Below are 14,439 nucleotides of genomic sequence, written 5' to 3'. Positions count from 1 at the left end.
CGTTCGGTTGTTTCGCCTTTTATCGCGCACGGATTGCGCGAACCGCAGCACTCCAGGGAGGAAAAACATGCATCAGGACGGCTTCAGCCTGATCGAACTGCTTATGGGACTGGCAATTGCCGGGATTGTTCTGCTGCTGGTCAGTCCGGCATTTGCCGCGCTGACCCAGGCCAATTATCGCGAGGTCGCGGCGCAGTCGCTGATCAGTGGAATTCGCCACGCCAGGACGATTGCCCTGACGCACAATCAGAACACGGTGATCTACGCCATTAACGGCGATTGGGCTCAGGGCTGGCGGATCATTCTGGACGTCAGCGGCCGAGGACCGCAGGACAGCAGCAACCCGCTGTTGGTCGAGCACGCGAATGGTAATCGGGTGCCGATTGTCGGTAATTGGAGTGTCAGGAGTTTTGTGCGGTTCAGCCATCTCGGCCAACCGTTGATGCCGGGGCGGGCATTTCAAGCGGGGACGTTGTACCTCTGCGCGGCGCGCGAGCCGGTCAGTCACCTGCAAGTGGTGCTGGCGCCGTCCGGTCGCGTGCGCCTGGACAACCGCAAGGCTGAACAGGCGCTGTGTGCCGAGGAGAAACGACTTAAAGCAGCGACTTCACGCGCAGCTCTTTCGGCATCGAGAACGTGATGTTCTCTTCGCGACCGGCCAACTCGTCGGCGCCGGTAGCGCCCCAGGCCTGCAATTGCTGGATCACGCCACGCACCAGCACTTCCGGTGCGGAGGCGCCAGCGGTGATGCCGATACGCTCGACACCGTCGAACCAGCTCTTTTGCATGTCTTCGGCGCCGTCGATCAGGTAGGCCGGGGTGGCCATGCGTTCGGCGAGTTCGCGCAAGCGATTGGAGTTGGAGCTGTTCGGGCTGCCGACCACCAGTACCACGTCGCACTCGTCGGCCAGTTGCTTGACGGCGTCCTGACGGTTTTGCGTGGCGTAGCAGATGTCGTCCTTGCGCGGACCGCCGATGGCCGGAAAGCGTGAACGCAGCGCATCAATGACGCGACTGGTGTCGTCCATCGACAGCGTGGTCTGGGTCACGAACGCCAGGCGATCAGGGTTTTGCACTTGCAGCGTGGCGACGTCTTTTTCGTCTTCGACCAGGTAAATCGCGCCACCATTGCTGCCATCGTACTGGCCCATGGTGCCTTCGACTTCCGGGTGCCCGGCGTGGCCGATGAGGATGCATTCACGCCCGTCGCGGCTGTAACGCGCGACTTCGATGTGCACTTTGGTGACCAGTGGGCAGGTCGCGTCGAACACTTTCAAGCCACGACCCGCCGCTTCGGTGCGCACAGCCTGGGAAACGCCGTGGGCACTGAAGATCACGATGACGTCGTCCGGCACCTGATCGAGTTCTTCAACGAAGATTGCACCGCGCGAACGCAGGTCTTCGACGACGAATTTGTTGTGGACCACTTCGTGGCGCACGTAAATCGGCGGCCCGAAGACTTCCAGGGCGCGGTTGACGATTTCGATCGCCCGGTCCACACCGGCGCAGAAGCCACGGGGGTTGGCGAGTTTGATTTGCATGCTGTGCCTCGTGTCTTGCGCGCAAGAAATAGCGAAAACGATGAAAAACTACTGTGGGAGCAAGCTTTTGTGGCGAGGGGGCTTGCCCCCGTCGGGGGGCGAAGCGCCCCTGAATCAGTCACCGCAATTTTTCAATGATATACGGTGACTGCCTACGATTGCTGCGCAATCGAACGGGGGCGAGCCCCCTCGCCACAACAAGCTTCGCTCCTACAGCTGACCGTATTCGGTCAGTTACAGCGATTTGACGCTGATGATTTCGACATCAAAGGTCAGCGTCTTGCCGGCCAGCGGGTGGTTGAAGTCGATGGTGACTTGGTCATCATCGAATTCCTTGACGATACCCGGCAGCTCAGTATTGGCCGCATCGTTGAAGATCACCAGCAAGCCCGGCGACAGGTCCATGTCCTTGAACTGCGAACGCGGAATAACCTGCACGTTCTGCGGGTTAGGCTGGCCAAAAGCTTTTTCCGGAGCAATGCTCAGGGTGCGCTTGTCGCCCGCCTTGAAACCGAACAGCGCGGCTTCGAAACCTGGTAACAGGTTGCCGTCGCCGACCTGAAAGGTCGCCGGGGCTTTGTCGAAGGTGCTGTCGACCGTGTCGCCGTTCTCCAGGCGCAATGCAAAGTGCAGAGTGACTTCCGTGTTCTGGCGGATGCGTTGCTCAGCCAATACCTGTTCAGTCATGAACGGCTTCTCCGGTTTTCTTACTTTTGAACATATCCAGTGCCAGCATTACAGCACCCACCGTAATCGCACTGTCGGCGAAGTTGAACGCCGGGAAGTACCACTGGTTCTGCCAATGCACCAGAATGAAATCGATCACATGGCCCAAGGCAATGCGGTCATACAGATTGCCCAGCGCGCCACCCAGCACCAGCGCCAAGGCGATGGCCAGCCAGGTTTCGTTGCGCCCAAGGCGCTTGAGCCAGACCACCAGCACCGCACTGACAACAATCGCGATCAGCGCAAACAGCCAGCGCTGCCAACCGGAACTGTCGGCCAGGAAGCTGAACGCCGCGCCGGTGTTGTAGGCCAGCGTCCAACTGAACAGATCGGGGATCACCACGATCTGCTGGAACATTTCGAGCTTGCCTTCAAAGTAAAACTTGCTGGCCTGGTCAATGACCAGAACCAGCAAGCTCAACCAGAGCCAGCTCAGCCGTCCGAAACGGCCAGCCGCGTTAGGCATAGTGACGTACCTCGCCGGCGCCGCTGATGTTGTCGACGCAACGACCGCAGATTTCCGGATGCTCCGGGTTCACGCCGACGTCTTCACGGCAGTGCCAGCAACGGGCGCACTTGGCGAAGGCGGACTTGACGATTTTCAGCTTCAAACCGCTGACTTCGGTCACCACCGCATCGGCCGGAGCCTGAACGAATGGAGCGACGCTGGCGGTCGAAGTGATCAGAACGAAGCGCAACTCGTTGCTCAGCTTGGCCAGGTCGGCGCTCAGCGCCTCTTCGGCGAACAGCGTCACTTCGGCTTGCAGGTTGCCACCGACAGCCTTGGCCGCGCGCTGGATTTCCATTTCCTTGTTGACCGCGACTTTCACCGCCATGATCCGCTCCCAGTAGGCGCGGCCCAGTTCGACGTTGTCCGGCAGTTCGCTCAGGCCTTCGTACCAGGTGTTGAGCATCACCGATTCGTTGCGCTCGCCCGGCAGGTATTGCCACAGTTCGTCAGCGGTGAACGCGAGGATCGGCGCGATCCAGCGCACCAGCGCTTCACTGATGTGGTACAGCGCGGTTTGCGCCGAGCGGCGCGCCTTGCTGTTGGCGCCAGTGGTGTACTGACGGTCCTTGATGATGTCGAGGTAGAAACCGCCCAATTCCTGCACGCAGAAATTGTGGATCTTCGAGTAGACGTTCCAGAAACGGTATTCGCCGTAATGCTCTTGCAACTCGCGTTGCAGCAGCAGGGTACGGTCCACGGCCCAACGGTCCAGCGCCAGCATGTCTTCGGCCGGCAGGATGTCGGTGGCCGGGTTGAAACCGGTCAGGTTCGAGAGCAGGAAGCGCGCGGTGTTACGGATCCGCCGGTAGGCGTCGGCACTGCGTTGCAGGATCTGCTCGGAAACTGCCATTTCACCCGAGTAATCGGTGGACGCCACCCACAGACGCATGATGTCGGCGCCCAGCGTGTCGTTGACCTTCTGCGGCGCAATTACGTTGCCCAGCGACTTGGACATCTTGCGCCCGGACTCGTCGACGGTGAAGCCGTGAGTCAGCAGTTCGCGGTAAGGCGCGTGGTTGTCGATGGCGCAACCGGTCAGCAACGACGAGTGGAACCAGCCACGGTGTTGGTCCGAGCCTTCCAGGTACAGGTCGGCGCGCGGGCCGCTCTCGTGGCCCATCGGGTGTGAACCGCGCAGGACGTGCCAGTGCGTGGTGCCCGAATCGAACCAGACGTCGAGGGTGTCGCTGATCTTGTCGTACAGCGGCGCTTCATCGCCGAGCAACTCGGCCGCGTCCATTTTGAACCAGGCTTCGATGCCTTCGACTTCAACGCGTTGGGCGACTTGTTCCATCAGCTCGACGGTGCGTGGGTGCAGCTCGCCGCTTTCCTTGTTGAGGAAAAACGGGATCGGCACGCCCCAGTTGCGTTGACGCGAGATGCACCAGTCCGGACGGTTGGCGATCATCGAGTGCAGGCGCGCCTGGCCCCAGGCCGGGACGAACTTGGTTTCTTCGATGGCTTTGATCGCGCGTTTGCGCAGGGTTTCGCCGGTTGCAGGCTCTTTGTCCATGCCGATGAACCACTGCGCGGTGGCGCGATAGATCAGCGGAGTCTTGTGACGCCAGCAGTGCATGTAGCTGTGTTCGATGATCGCGGTGTGCAGCAGCGCACCGACTTCGGTCAGCTTGTCGACGATCGCCGGGTTGGCTTTCCAGATGAACTGGCCGCCAAAGAATTCCAGCGACGGCACGTACACGCCGTTGCTTTGCACCGGATTGATGATGTCGTCGTTGACCATGCCGTATTTCTTGCAGGTCACGAAGTCGTCCACGCCATAGGCCGGCGCGGAGTGAACCACGCCAGTGCCAGCGCCCAGTTCGACGTAGTCAGCCAGGTAAACCGGCGACAGACGATCGTAGAACGGGTGACGGAAGTTGATCAGTTCGAGTTCTTTACCGGTGGTGGTCGCGATGACCGAGCCTTGCAGGTTGTAACGAACCAGGCACGACTCGACCAGCTCTTCAGCCAATACCAGCAGTTTGTCGCCGACATCGACCAGCGCGTAGTTGAATTCCGGGTGAACGTTCAGCGCCTGGTTGGCCGGGATGGTCCACGGGGTGGTGGTCCAGATCACGATCGAAGCCGGTTTGGCCAGCGACGACAGACCGAACGCCGTCGCCAGTTTGCCTTCGTCGGCAATCGGGAACGCAACGTCGATGGTCGAGGACTTTTTGTTCTCGTACTCGACTTCCGCTTCAGCCAGCGCCGAACCGCAATCGAAGCACCAGTTCACCGGCTTCAGGCCCTTGAAGACGAAACCGCCCTTGACGATTTCGGCCAAGGCACGGATTTCACCGGCCTCGTTTTTGAAGTCCATGGTCTTGTACGGGTTGGCGAAGTCGCCCAACACGCCGAGACGGATGAATTCGGACTTCTGCCCTTCGATCTGCTCGGTGGCGTAGGCACGGCACAGTTCGCGGGTCTTGTCCGCGCCCAGGTTCTTGCCGTGGGTCACTTCGACTTTGTGTTCGATCGGCAGGCCATGGCAGTCCCAGCCCGGAACATAAGGCGCGTCGAAACCCGACAGGGTCTTCGAGCGAATGATCATGTCCTTGAGAATCTTGTTCAGTGCGTGACCGATGTGAATCGTGCCGTTGGCGTACGGAGGGCCGTCGTGCAGGACGAACTTCGGACGATCCTTGCCAATTTCGCGCAACTTACCGTACAGGCCAATACTGTCCCAGCGCTGCAGAATCTGCGGTTCGCGCTGTGGCAGGCCGGCCTTCATTGGGAAGGCGGTGTCCGGAAGGTTTAGCGTGGCTTTATAGTCGGTCATTTAAGGCTCTTCATTAGCGATTGGCGCTAGGTGCGACAGGGCACGGGCGGCGGCGACATCCGCATTGATCGCCGTCTTAAGCGCCTCCAGAGAGGCGAAACGCTGCTCTTCACGCAGCTTTTGGTGGAAAACCACCGTCAAACGCCGGTCATATAGATCGCCGGCAAAATCTAAAAGATGTACTTCGAGGTGGGCCTTGCCATCACCCTGGACCGTTGGCCGCACGCCGATATTGGCGACACCGGGCCAGCTCTTGCCGTCGATATCAACGCTGACCAGATACACCCCGGACAACGGCACGCGACGACGCTTGAGTTGGATGTTGGCGGTGGGCGTACCCAATTGCCGCGCCAGTTTCTGGCCGTGCAACACACGCCCGGCGATCCGGTACGGGCGGCCGAGCAAGCGTTCGGCGAGGGCAAAATCGGCAGCGGCCAGGGCATTACGCACTTGCGTGCTGCTGACGCGAATTCCGTCGAGCTCGACGGTTTGCGCCGCTTCCACGGTAAAACCCTGCATCACGCCGGCCTGCTGCAGGAAATCGAAATCGCCTACCCGATCACAGCCGAAACGGAAGTCGTCACCGACCTCCAGATGCTGCACGCCCAGGCCGTCGACCAGAATCGTATCGACGAATTCGCTGGCGCTGAGTTTGCTCAGCCGCTGGTTGAAGGCCAGGCACAAGACCCGGTCAACGCCTTCATCGGCGAGCAATTGAAGTTTGTCGCGCAAGCGCGCCAGACGCGCCGGAGCGGTGTCGGGGGCAAAAAACTCCCGCGGCTGTGGCTCGAAAATCACCACGCAGCTGGGCACGCCCAACTCGAGCGCACGTTCACGCAGCCTGACCAGGATTGCCTGGTGACCACGGTGAACACCGTCAAAGTTGCCAATAGTGGCGACACAGCCCCGATGCTGGGGGCGCAGATTGTGGAGGCCTCGAACCAGCTGCATAACGCGCTTCTTGCTCATAAAGTGGTCGATTATAACCACACCCGGCGGCCGACGACAGGCAACACCGTAACCCAAAGTGATCGAGCCGACAAAACTGCCGCCCCGCCCGTGTCTATCGCAGCGAACGCCTCAGCTCAACGCCTTGCGATTGAAGTCGCGCAAACGGAAACCCATCAACAGCAGCATGCCGAAATAGGCGACCACGCCAGCCGCGACCAACGCGCCCAGGCGCAGGAAGCGTTCAAGCATGTGCCCCTGCTCCCACGCCGGCATGAAATGCATGCCGCACAGCAATACCGCGGACATCACCAACACAGCAATCACCAGTTTGAGTCCAAACTTTGCCCAGCCCGGTTGCGGTTGGTACATCTGCTGTTTGCGCAGTTGATAGAACAGCAGCCCGGCGTTGATGCAGGCGCCAATGCTGATGGCCAGCGCCAGCCCGGCGTGGGCCAGCGGGCCGATCAAGACCAGGTTGAACAGTTGCGTAACGATCAGTGTGAATATCGCGATTTTCACCGGCGTGCGGATGTTTTGTTGCGCGTAGAAGCCCGGGGCCAGCACTTTGATCACGATGATCCCGAGCAAACCGACCGAATAAGCGATCAGCGCGCGCTGGGTCATCAACGCATCAAAGCCGCTGAATGCGCCGTACTGGAACAGCGAAACGGTCAGCGGTTCGGCCAGAATCGCCAGCGCCAGTGAGCATGGCAACACCAGCACAAAGCACAGGCGCAGGCCCCAATCGAGGATGCGCGAATATTCCTGGCGGTCCCTGCTGGCGTAAGTCTTGGCCAGCGTCGGCAGCAGAATGGTGCCCAGAGCCACGCCCAGCACGCCGGACGGCAATTCCATCAGGCGATCGGCGTAATACATCCACGACACCGAGCCCGCTACCAGGAACGAGGCGAAAATCGTGTTGATAATCAGCGAAATCTGGCTGACGGAAACCCCGAGGATCGCCGGCAGCATTTGTTTCAGTACGCGCCAGACGCCGCTGTCACGCAGGTTCAGGCGCGGCAATACCAGCATGCCGATCTTTTTCAGGTGCGGCAGTTGATAAAGCAATTGCGCCAGACCACCGACCAGTACCGCCCAGCCCAACGCCATGACCGGCGGATCGAAATACGGCGTCAGGAACACCGAAAAGATGATCATGCTGACGTTCAGCAGGGTCGGCACGAACGCCGGCACCGAGAAGCGGTTGTAGGTATTGAGGATTGCCCCGGCCAATGAAGACAGGGAAATCAGCAATATATAGGGGAAGGTCACGCGCAGCAGATCGGACGTGAGCTGGAATTTTTCCGGGGTATCGGTGAAACCCGGCGCGGTCGCCCAGATGACCCATGGCGCGGCGAGCATGCCCAGCGCGGTCACCAGCGCCAATACCAGCGTCAGCAGGCCCGAGACGTAGGCAATGAAGGTTCGCGTCGCCTCCTCGCCCTTCTGGCTCTTGTATTCGGCGAGAATCGGCACGAAGGCTTGGGAAAATGCGCCTTCGGCAAAGATCCGGCGCAGCAGATTGGGCAGTTTGAAGGCGATAAAGAAGGCGTCCGTCGCCATCCCGGCACCAAATGTACGTGCGATGAGAGTGTCACGAACGAACCCCAGAACCCGGGAAAGCATCGTGATAGAGCTGACGGCGGCCAACGATTTGAGCAGATTCATTGAAAGAGTTTGTGCCTGTCGATAAACAGCAGGCGAACAAAGCGCCTACTTATGCGATACTCCGCGCCGCAGCAGCACAGAGCCAAAGCTCGCGAGTTTACAGGTCAAGCGCCGGAAATAAATATCCCGCCTCTTTATACCTACCACTTAGCGGAACGTCTCAACCGCCCTTGACAAGACATCAACTCATCGGCATGATTCGCGGCCTATTTTGTTTGCTATTTCCTAAAAAGTCTTTCGAGGAGCTCGACGGTGGCCAACACACCTTCCGCCAAAAAACGTGCAAAACAGGCTGAGAAGCGTCGCAGCCACAACGCCAGCCTGCGTTCCATGGTTCGTACCTACATCAAGAATGTAGTTAAAGCCATCGACGCAAAAGACGCTGAAAAAGCTCAAGCTGCTTACGTTCTGGCCGTGCCAGTTATCGACCGTATGGCCGATAAAGGCATCATCCACAAGAACAAGGCTGCTCGTCATAAGAGCCGCCTGAACGGTCACGTCAAGGCTCTGAACCTTGCTGTAGCCGCATAAGCGATAAGCTTGTTAAAAAACCGACCTCAGGGTCGGTTTTTTATTGCCTGCGATTTGGTGAATTCAATACAAAAAAATGTAGGAGTGTGCCTGCTCGCGATAGCGGACTTTCAGCCAACAGAGATGTTGAATGTTAGCCAGTCATCGCGAGCAAGCTCGCCCCCACATTTGGTTTTTCGTCTGACTTATTGCGCGTGCGGCCACGGTAGGATTGGAATCGCCGTTACCGCATTCTGCGGGCTGCCTTCGATCAGACGATCGCTGTACACCAGATACACCAGGGTATTGCGCTTCTTGTCGAGGAAACGCACGACCTGCATCGACTTGAATACCAGCGATGTGCGCTCTTTGAACACCTCATCGCCATCCTTCAGTTCGCCTTTAAAGCTGATCGGGCCAACCTGACGACAGGCCAGCGACGCCTCGGCTCGATCCTCCGCCAGACCCAAACCGCCCTTCACGCCGCCAGTCTTGGCGCGCGACAGGTAGCAGGTCACGCCTTCTACCTTGGGATCATCAAACGCTTCGACGACGATCCGATCATTCGGGCCGACGAATTTGAACACCGTCGACACCTGGGCAATCTCTTCTGCCGACGCCAGCAACGGCATCGCCAACAGCAAACCCAACAACCCTTTTGCTACGCGCATTCAATATTCCTTCAGACCAGGATCAGGTTATCGCGGTGAACCAGTTCCGGTTCAGCCATGTAACCCAACAGACCGACAATCGCTTCAGACGACTGACCAATGATTTTTTGTGCTTCGAGAGCGCTGTAATTGGCGAGGCCACGGGCGATTTCTCGGCCGTCGGGCGCCACGCAAACGACCATTTCGCCACGTCGAAAACTGCCTTGAACCAGTTTGACGCCGACCGGCAGCAAACTTTTATTGCCTTGCGACAACGCCGTCACCGCGCCAGCATCGAGCACCAGCGTGCCGCGCGTTTGCAGATGCCCGGCCAGCCATTGCTTGCGCGCCGCGAGCATGCCGCGCTCCGGCGACAGCAACGTGCCGATGCGCTCGCCAGCCTTCAGGCGATCGAGCACGCGCTCAATACGCCCGCCAACAATAACGGTGTGCGCCCCCGAACGCGCGGCCAGCCGTGCGGCGCGCAATTTGGTTTGCATGCCGCCACGACCCAACGCGCCACCGGTGCCGCCCGCCACCGCGTCGAGCGCCGGATCATCGGCGCGCGCTTCGTAAATCAGGCTGGCGTCAGGGTTATTGCGCGGATCGGCGTCGAACATGCCGTCGCGATCGGTAAGGATCACCAGCAAATCAGCCTCGACCAGATTCGCCACCAGCGCCGCCAACGTGTCGTTGTCGCCGAAACGGATTTCGTCGGTGACCACGGTGTCGTTCTCGTTGATCACCGGGATAACCTTGAGTTCGACCAACGCGCGCAAAGTGCTGCGGGCGTTAAGGTAGCGTTTGCGGTCGGACAGGTCGTCATGGGTCAGGAGAATCTGCGCGGTATGCCGGGCGTGCTCGGCAAAGCTCGATTCCCAGGCCTGCACCAGGCCCATCTGACCGATTGCCGCAGCGGCCTGCAATTCGTGCATTGCACTGGGTCGCACGGTCCAGCCCAGACGGCTCATGCCGGCCGCCACCGCCCCGGAGGACACCAGCACCAACTCGACGCCCGCCTCATGCAAGGCCACCATCTGTTCAACCCAGACACCCATTGCCGCGCGATCCAGGCCTTTGCCATCCGCCGTCAGCAAAGCGCTGCCGATCTTCACGACCCAACGCTGCGCACCTGTCACCTTGCTCCGCATCATCTTCAACCTTAGCTTGAGGACAGCGCGACCCAGCGCTGCCCGTGACGTTATTCGTGATTATTCGTGACCAATGATCGATTTGCAGATACTAAAACGCCGCTCGATTGAGCGGCGTTCAAGTTTATCGCAACGGATCAGTCACGCACGTAAATGATTTCCGGACCGTCTTCGTCATCCACATCTTCTTCGTCCCAATCATCGTCGCCGATGTCGTGGACCGACTTCACGCCGCTACGGCGCAGGGCACGCTGGTCATCCAGGGCCTGCAACTGAGCACGGGCTTCGTCTTCGATGCGCTGATCGAGGTCGGCCAGTTCTTCCTTGTATGCCGGGTCATTGGCCAGGCGATCGGCACGGTCTTCCATGTAACGCATGATGTCGTGGCACAGACGCTCGGTGCCGAGCTTGGAGATGGCCGAGATCACGTAGACCGGACCGGTCCATTCCAGGCGATCAACGATCTCCTTGACGCGCTCTTCGTGCTCTTCTTCAAGGATCTGGTCGCATTTGTTCAGCACCAGCCAACGATCACGCTCAGCCAGGGACGGGCTGAACTTGGTCAGTTCGCTGACGATCACTTCGGCAGCATCCGGGGCGCTGGCGTCGTCGAGCGGCGCCATGTCCACGAGGTGCAACAGCAGACGCGTCCGCGACAAGTGCTTGAGGAAACGAATCCCCAGGCCCGCGCCGTCGGAAGCACCTTCGATCAGACCCGGAATGTCCGCGACCACGAAGCTTTTCCAGCGATCGACGCTGACCACACCGAGGTTCGGCACCAGCGTGGTGAACGGATAATCGGCGACTTTCGGCTTGGCGGCCGACACCGAACGAATGAAAGTACTTTTGCCAGCGTTCGGCAAGCCCAGCAGACCCACGTCGGCGAGGACTTTCATTTCCAGCTTGAGATCACGCGCCTCACCCGGTTTGCCCGGAGTGGTCTGGCGCGGAGCACGGTTGGTACTGGATTTGAAACGGGTGTTGCCCAGACCGTGCCAGCCGCCATGCGCAACCAGCAAACGCTGGCCAGCCTTGGTCAGGTCGCCGATGACTTCCTGAGTGGCGGAGTCGATCACGGTAGTGCCGACCGGTACGCGCAGCACCAGCTCTTCACCTTTTTTACCGGTGCAGTCAGTGCTGCCGCCGTTGGAACCGCGCTCGGCATCGAAGTGACGGGTGTAACGGTAGTCAACCAGGGTGTTGAGGTTTTCGTCGGCGAGCATGTACACCGAACCGCCATCACCACCGTCGCCGCCGTTAGGGCCGCCGTTTTCAATAAATTTCTCGCGACGGAAGCTCATGCAACCGTTGCCGCCGTCACCGGCCTTTACTCGAATCGATACTTCATCAACAAACTTCATAACAAAACGCCTCTCGTCATACGGACGAGCCAAGAAAATCCAGACATAAGACTCTTGCAAAAATGAGCGCAGCGACCTCAAGCAACTACCGCAATCCAGCTGCTTTCGCCCATTACAAACAGCTTTGCAAGAGACTCACCCCATAAACGAAAAAGCCCCGTCGCGAGACAGGGCTTTTCCAGCGATCGCGCAATTAAGCGGCGACAACGCTCACGTAACGGCGGTTGAAAGCGCCCTTTACTTCAAACTTGATCACGCCTTCGATTTTCGCGAAGAGGGTGTGATCCTTACCCATGCCAACACCGTAACCGGCGTGGAATTGGGTGCCGCGCTGACGCACGATGATGTTGCCCGGAATGATCTTCTGGCCGCCATACATCTTCACGCCAAGGCGTTTGGCTTCTGAGTCGCGACCGTTACGGGTACTACCACCAGCTTTTTTGTGTGCCATGAGTCAATTCTCCTAGTGAGGATTAGGCTGAAATTAAGCCTGAATACCGGTGATTTTGATCTCGGTGTACCACTGGCGGTGGCCCATACGCTTCATGTGGTGCTTACGACGACGGAACTTGATGATGCGGACTTTATCGTGACGACCTTGGGAGATCACTTCAGCCACAACGGTAGCGCCAGCAACAACCGGGGCGCCGATGTTCACGTCATCGCCATTGGCGACCAACAGAACGCGATCAAAAGTAACGGATTCGCCAGTAGCGATTTCCAGTTTTTCGATCTTCAGGTATTCACCTGGGGCGACCTTGTATTGCTTGCCACCAGTAACAATTACTGCGTACGACATGGTATTTCTCCGATAATCCTGCTCACCCAGCTCTTTATAAGAAGAGGTATTGGCTGGCATGGCTGCATTGGGCTGGAAGGCCCGATTGCAATTGCGTAAGGCAGGTGCTGCCCAGGAAGTTCAGGGTGCGCGATTGTACGCAAGCTGCTTGAGCGATGCAAGAGGCCGTCCATCGCGCCTTGACAGGTCCGGACGCGGGTCCTAGCATGCCGCGCAACCCTTCTGGAGCAACTGTCGCTGATGCAACCCCAAGCTTTCTACCGCGCGGTGGCGGACGATTTTAACGCCGTCGACGGCATCATCAAGAAGCAGCTGACTTCCCGAGTGCCGCTGGTATCGAAAATCGGCGACTACATCACTTCGGCCGGCGGTAAACGCCTGCGTCCTCTATTAGTGTTGCTGTGTGGCAAGGCCCTGGGTCGCGAAGGCGATGACTTGCGCCTGCTCGCCGCCACAATCGAGTTCCTGCACACCGCCACCCTGCTGCATGACGACGTCGTCGACATGTCCGGCATGCGCCGTGGCCGCTCGACCGCCAACGCCATGTGGGGCAACGCGCCCAGCGTGCTGGTCGGCGACTTCCTGTATTCGCGTTCTTTCGAAATGATGGTCGAACTGGGCTCGATGCCGGTGATGAAGATCCTTTCGCAGGCCACGCGCATCATCGCTGAAGGCGAAGTGCTGCAGTTGTCGAAGGTGCGCGACGCGAGCACCACCGAAGAGACCTACATGGAAGTCATCCGCGGCAAAACCGCGATGCTGTTCGAGGCCTCGACCCACAGCGCCGCGGCCCTGTGTGAAGCCACTGCGGAGCAAAGCGAAGCGCTGCGCACCTTTGGCGATCATCTGGGCGTAGCCTTCCAACTGGTCGACGACCTGCTGGACTACAAGGGCGACGCGGAAACCCTGGGCAAGAACGTCGGTGACGATCTGGCCGAAGGCAAGCCGACCCTGCCGCTGATCTACACCATGCGCGAAGGCACCCCGGAACAGGCCGCACTGGTACGCCAGGCGATCCAGAAGGGTGGCATCGAAGACCTGGAAAGCATCCGCGAGGCCGTTGAGGCGTCCGGTTCGCTGGAATACACCGCGCAACTGGCCCGCGATTACGTGGCCCGCGCGATCAAGTGCCTCGACGCCCTGCCGGCCAGCGAATATCGCGATGCGCTGGTGGAACTGAGCGAGTTCGCGGTAGCCCGCACGCACTAAAGCCAATCCCATGCGGGGCGAACACTGTGGCGAGGGGGCTTGCCCCCGTTGGGTCGCGAAGCGGCCCCAGGCATTTCACAGTCAGACTGATTTTACGACTGCTGCGCAGCCGAACGGGGGCAAGCCGCCTCGCCACAACCGCCCCATAGGTAGCGCCGCCCCACCTCCCGGCTAAAACCCTATACAATGTGCGACTTTTAGCGATCCTCATTCCAAGGAGCCTTAGTGAGCACGTTGCCACCCTGCCCGAAATGCAATTCCGAATACACCTACGAAGACGGCGCACAGCTGATCTGCCCGGAGTGCGCCCACGAGTGGTCCGCCAGTGGCGAAGCTGAAGTGGCGTCCGATGACGCCGTGAAAAAGGATTCGGTGGGCAACGTCCTGCAGGACGGCGACACCATCACCGTGATCAAAGACCTCAAGGTCAAAGGCACGTCGCTGGTGGTCAAGGTCGGCACCAAGGTCAAGAACATCCGCCTGTGCGATGGCGATCACGACATCGACTGCAAGATCGACGGCATCGGCCCGATGAAGCTCAAATCCGAGTTCGTCAGAAAAGTCTGATTCTGTTATCTGCCAT

The 14,439-nt window shown here is 59.3% G+C and carries 15 protein-coding genes; 4 read left to right on the top strand and 11 right to left on the bottom strand.

Annotated features, from left to right (window positions below):
• The first annotated feature begins 67 nt into the window (after positions 1-67).
• Positions 68-640 carry a GspH/FimT family pseudopilin gene (locus tag BLU01_RS17260; protein ID WP_092277834.1) on the top strand — a complete coding sequence of 191 codons (573 nt, stop codon included), beginning with the start codon at positions 68-70 and terminating at the stop codon, positions 638-640.
• On the opposite strand, the gene ispH is transcribed toward BLU01_RS17260, so the two are convergent.
• The 6 genes from ispH to murJ form a co-directional block, all read right to left on the bottom strand.
• Positions 594-1,541, bottom strand: coding sequence for a 4-hydroxy-3-methylbut-2-enyl diphosphate reductase (ispH, locus tag BLU01_RS17255; RefSeq protein ID WP_092277832.1), 948 nt, complete (start codon positions 1,539-1,541; stop codon positions 594-596). The genes BLU01_RS17260 and ispH overlap by 47 nt on opposite strands.
• A gap of 234 nt (positions 1,542-1,775) precedes the next feature.
• Positions 1,776-2,213 (bottom strand): FKBP-type peptidyl-prolyl cis-trans isomerase, encoded by a 438-nt coding sequence (fkpB, locus tag BLU01_RS17250; protein ID WP_178076596.1) that lies wholly within the window; start codon positions 2,211-2,213, stop codon positions 1,776-1,778.
• Positions 2,214-2,220: 7 nt separating this feature from the next.
• Complete coding sequence (lspA, locus tag BLU01_RS17245) at positions 2,221-2,733, bottom strand: signal peptidase II (protein ID WP_092277828.1); 513 nt, start codon at positions 2,731-2,733, stop codon at positions 2,221-2,223.
• Positions 2,726-5,557: an isoleucine--tRNA ligase gene (ileS, locus tag BLU01_RS17240; protein ID WP_092277826.1), complete on the bottom strand. Its 2,832-nt coding sequence runs from the start codon at positions 5,555-5,557 to the stop codon at positions 2,726-2,728. The genes lspA and ileS overlap by 8 nt, the downstream gene beginning before the upstream one ends.
• Entirely contained in the window at positions 5,558-6,508 is a 951-nt protein-coding gene (gene ribF / locus BLU01_RS17235) for a bifunctional riboflavin kinase/FAD synthetase (protein WP_092277824.1), read from the bottom strand.
• Between the two features lie 129 nt (positions 6,509-6,637).
• Positions 6,638-8,176 (bottom strand): murein biosynthesis integral membrane protein MurJ, encoded by a 1,539-nt coding sequence (murJ, locus tag BLU01_RS17230; protein ID WP_092277822.1) that lies wholly within the window; start codon positions 8,174-8,176, stop codon positions 6,638-6,640.
• Between the two features lie 252 nt (positions 8,177-8,428).
• Here murJ and rpsT point away from each other — a divergent pair, with 252 nt between their 5' ends.
• Positions 8,429-8,707, top strand: a complete 279-nt coding sequence (rpsT, locus tag BLU01_RS17220) for a 30S ribosomal protein S20 (protein WP_008154937.1) — start codon at positions 8,429-8,431, stop codon at positions 8,705-8,707.
• A gap of 185 nt (positions 8,708-8,892) precedes the next feature.
• Here the strand turns inward: rpsT and BLU01_RS17215 are convergent, their stop codons facing one another.
• The 5 genes from BLU01_RS17215 to rplU form a co-directional block, all read right to left on the bottom strand.
• A complete protein-coding gene (locus tag BLU01_RS17215) occupies positions 8,893-9,357 on the bottom strand; it encodes a CreA family protein (RefSeq protein WP_092277820.1) in 465 nt (154 codons plus the stop codon).
• An 11-nt stretch (positions 9,358-9,368) separates the two neighbouring features.
• Positions 9,369-10,487, bottom strand: a complete 1,119-nt coding sequence (proB, locus tag BLU01_RS17210) for a glutamate 5-kinase (RefSeq protein ID WP_092277818.1) — start codon at positions 10,485-10,487, stop codon at positions 9,369-9,371.
• Positions 10,488-10,624: 137 nt separating this feature from the next.
• Entirely contained in the window at positions 10,625-11,848 is a 1,224-nt protein-coding gene (cgtA, locus tag BLU01_RS17205) for an Obg family GTPase CgtA (RefSeq protein ID WP_092277816.1), read from the bottom strand.
• A 193-nt stretch (positions 11,849-12,041) separates the two neighbouring features.
• Positions 12,042-12,299 carry a 50S ribosomal protein L27 gene (gene rpmA / locus BLU01_RS17200; protein WP_003176049.1) on the bottom strand — a complete coding sequence of 86 codons (258 nt, stop codon included), beginning with the start codon at positions 12,297-12,299 and terminating at the stop codon, positions 12,042-12,044.
• Positions 12,300-12,332: 33 nt separating this feature from the next.
• Positions 12,333-12,647, bottom strand: a complete 315-nt coding sequence (gene rplU / locus BLU01_RS17195) for a 50S ribosomal protein L21 (RefSeq protein WP_003176051.1) — start codon at positions 12,645-12,647, stop codon at positions 12,333-12,335.
• A 240-nt stretch (positions 12,648-12,887) separates the two neighbouring features.
• On the opposite strand from rplU, the gene BLU01_RS17190 reads away from it, so the two are divergent.
• Positions 12,888-13,856 (top strand): polyprenyl synthetase family protein, encoded by a 969-nt coding sequence (locus tag BLU01_RS17190; protein WP_092277814.1) that lies wholly within the window; start codon positions 12,888-12,890, stop codon positions 13,854-13,856.
• A gap of 225 nt (positions 13,857-14,081) precedes the next feature.
• A complete protein-coding gene (locus BLU01_RS17185; RefSeq protein ID WP_025108781.1) occupies positions 14,082-14,423 on the top strand; it encodes a zinc ribbon domain-containing protein YjdM in 342 nt (113 codons plus the stop codon).
• Positions 14,424-14,439: the final 16 nt, after the last annotated feature.

Origin of the sequence: Pseudomonas prosekii (genome assembly GCF_900105155.1) — a bacterium.
In the GTDB taxonomy this organism is placed as follows: Bacteria; Pseudomonadota; Gammaproteobacteria; order Pseudomonadales; family Pseudomonadaceae; genus Aquipseudomonas; species Aquipseudomonas prosekii.
Note: the sequence above shows the minus strand (reverse complement) of the source record. Positions and strands in the feature narration are given on the sequence as shown.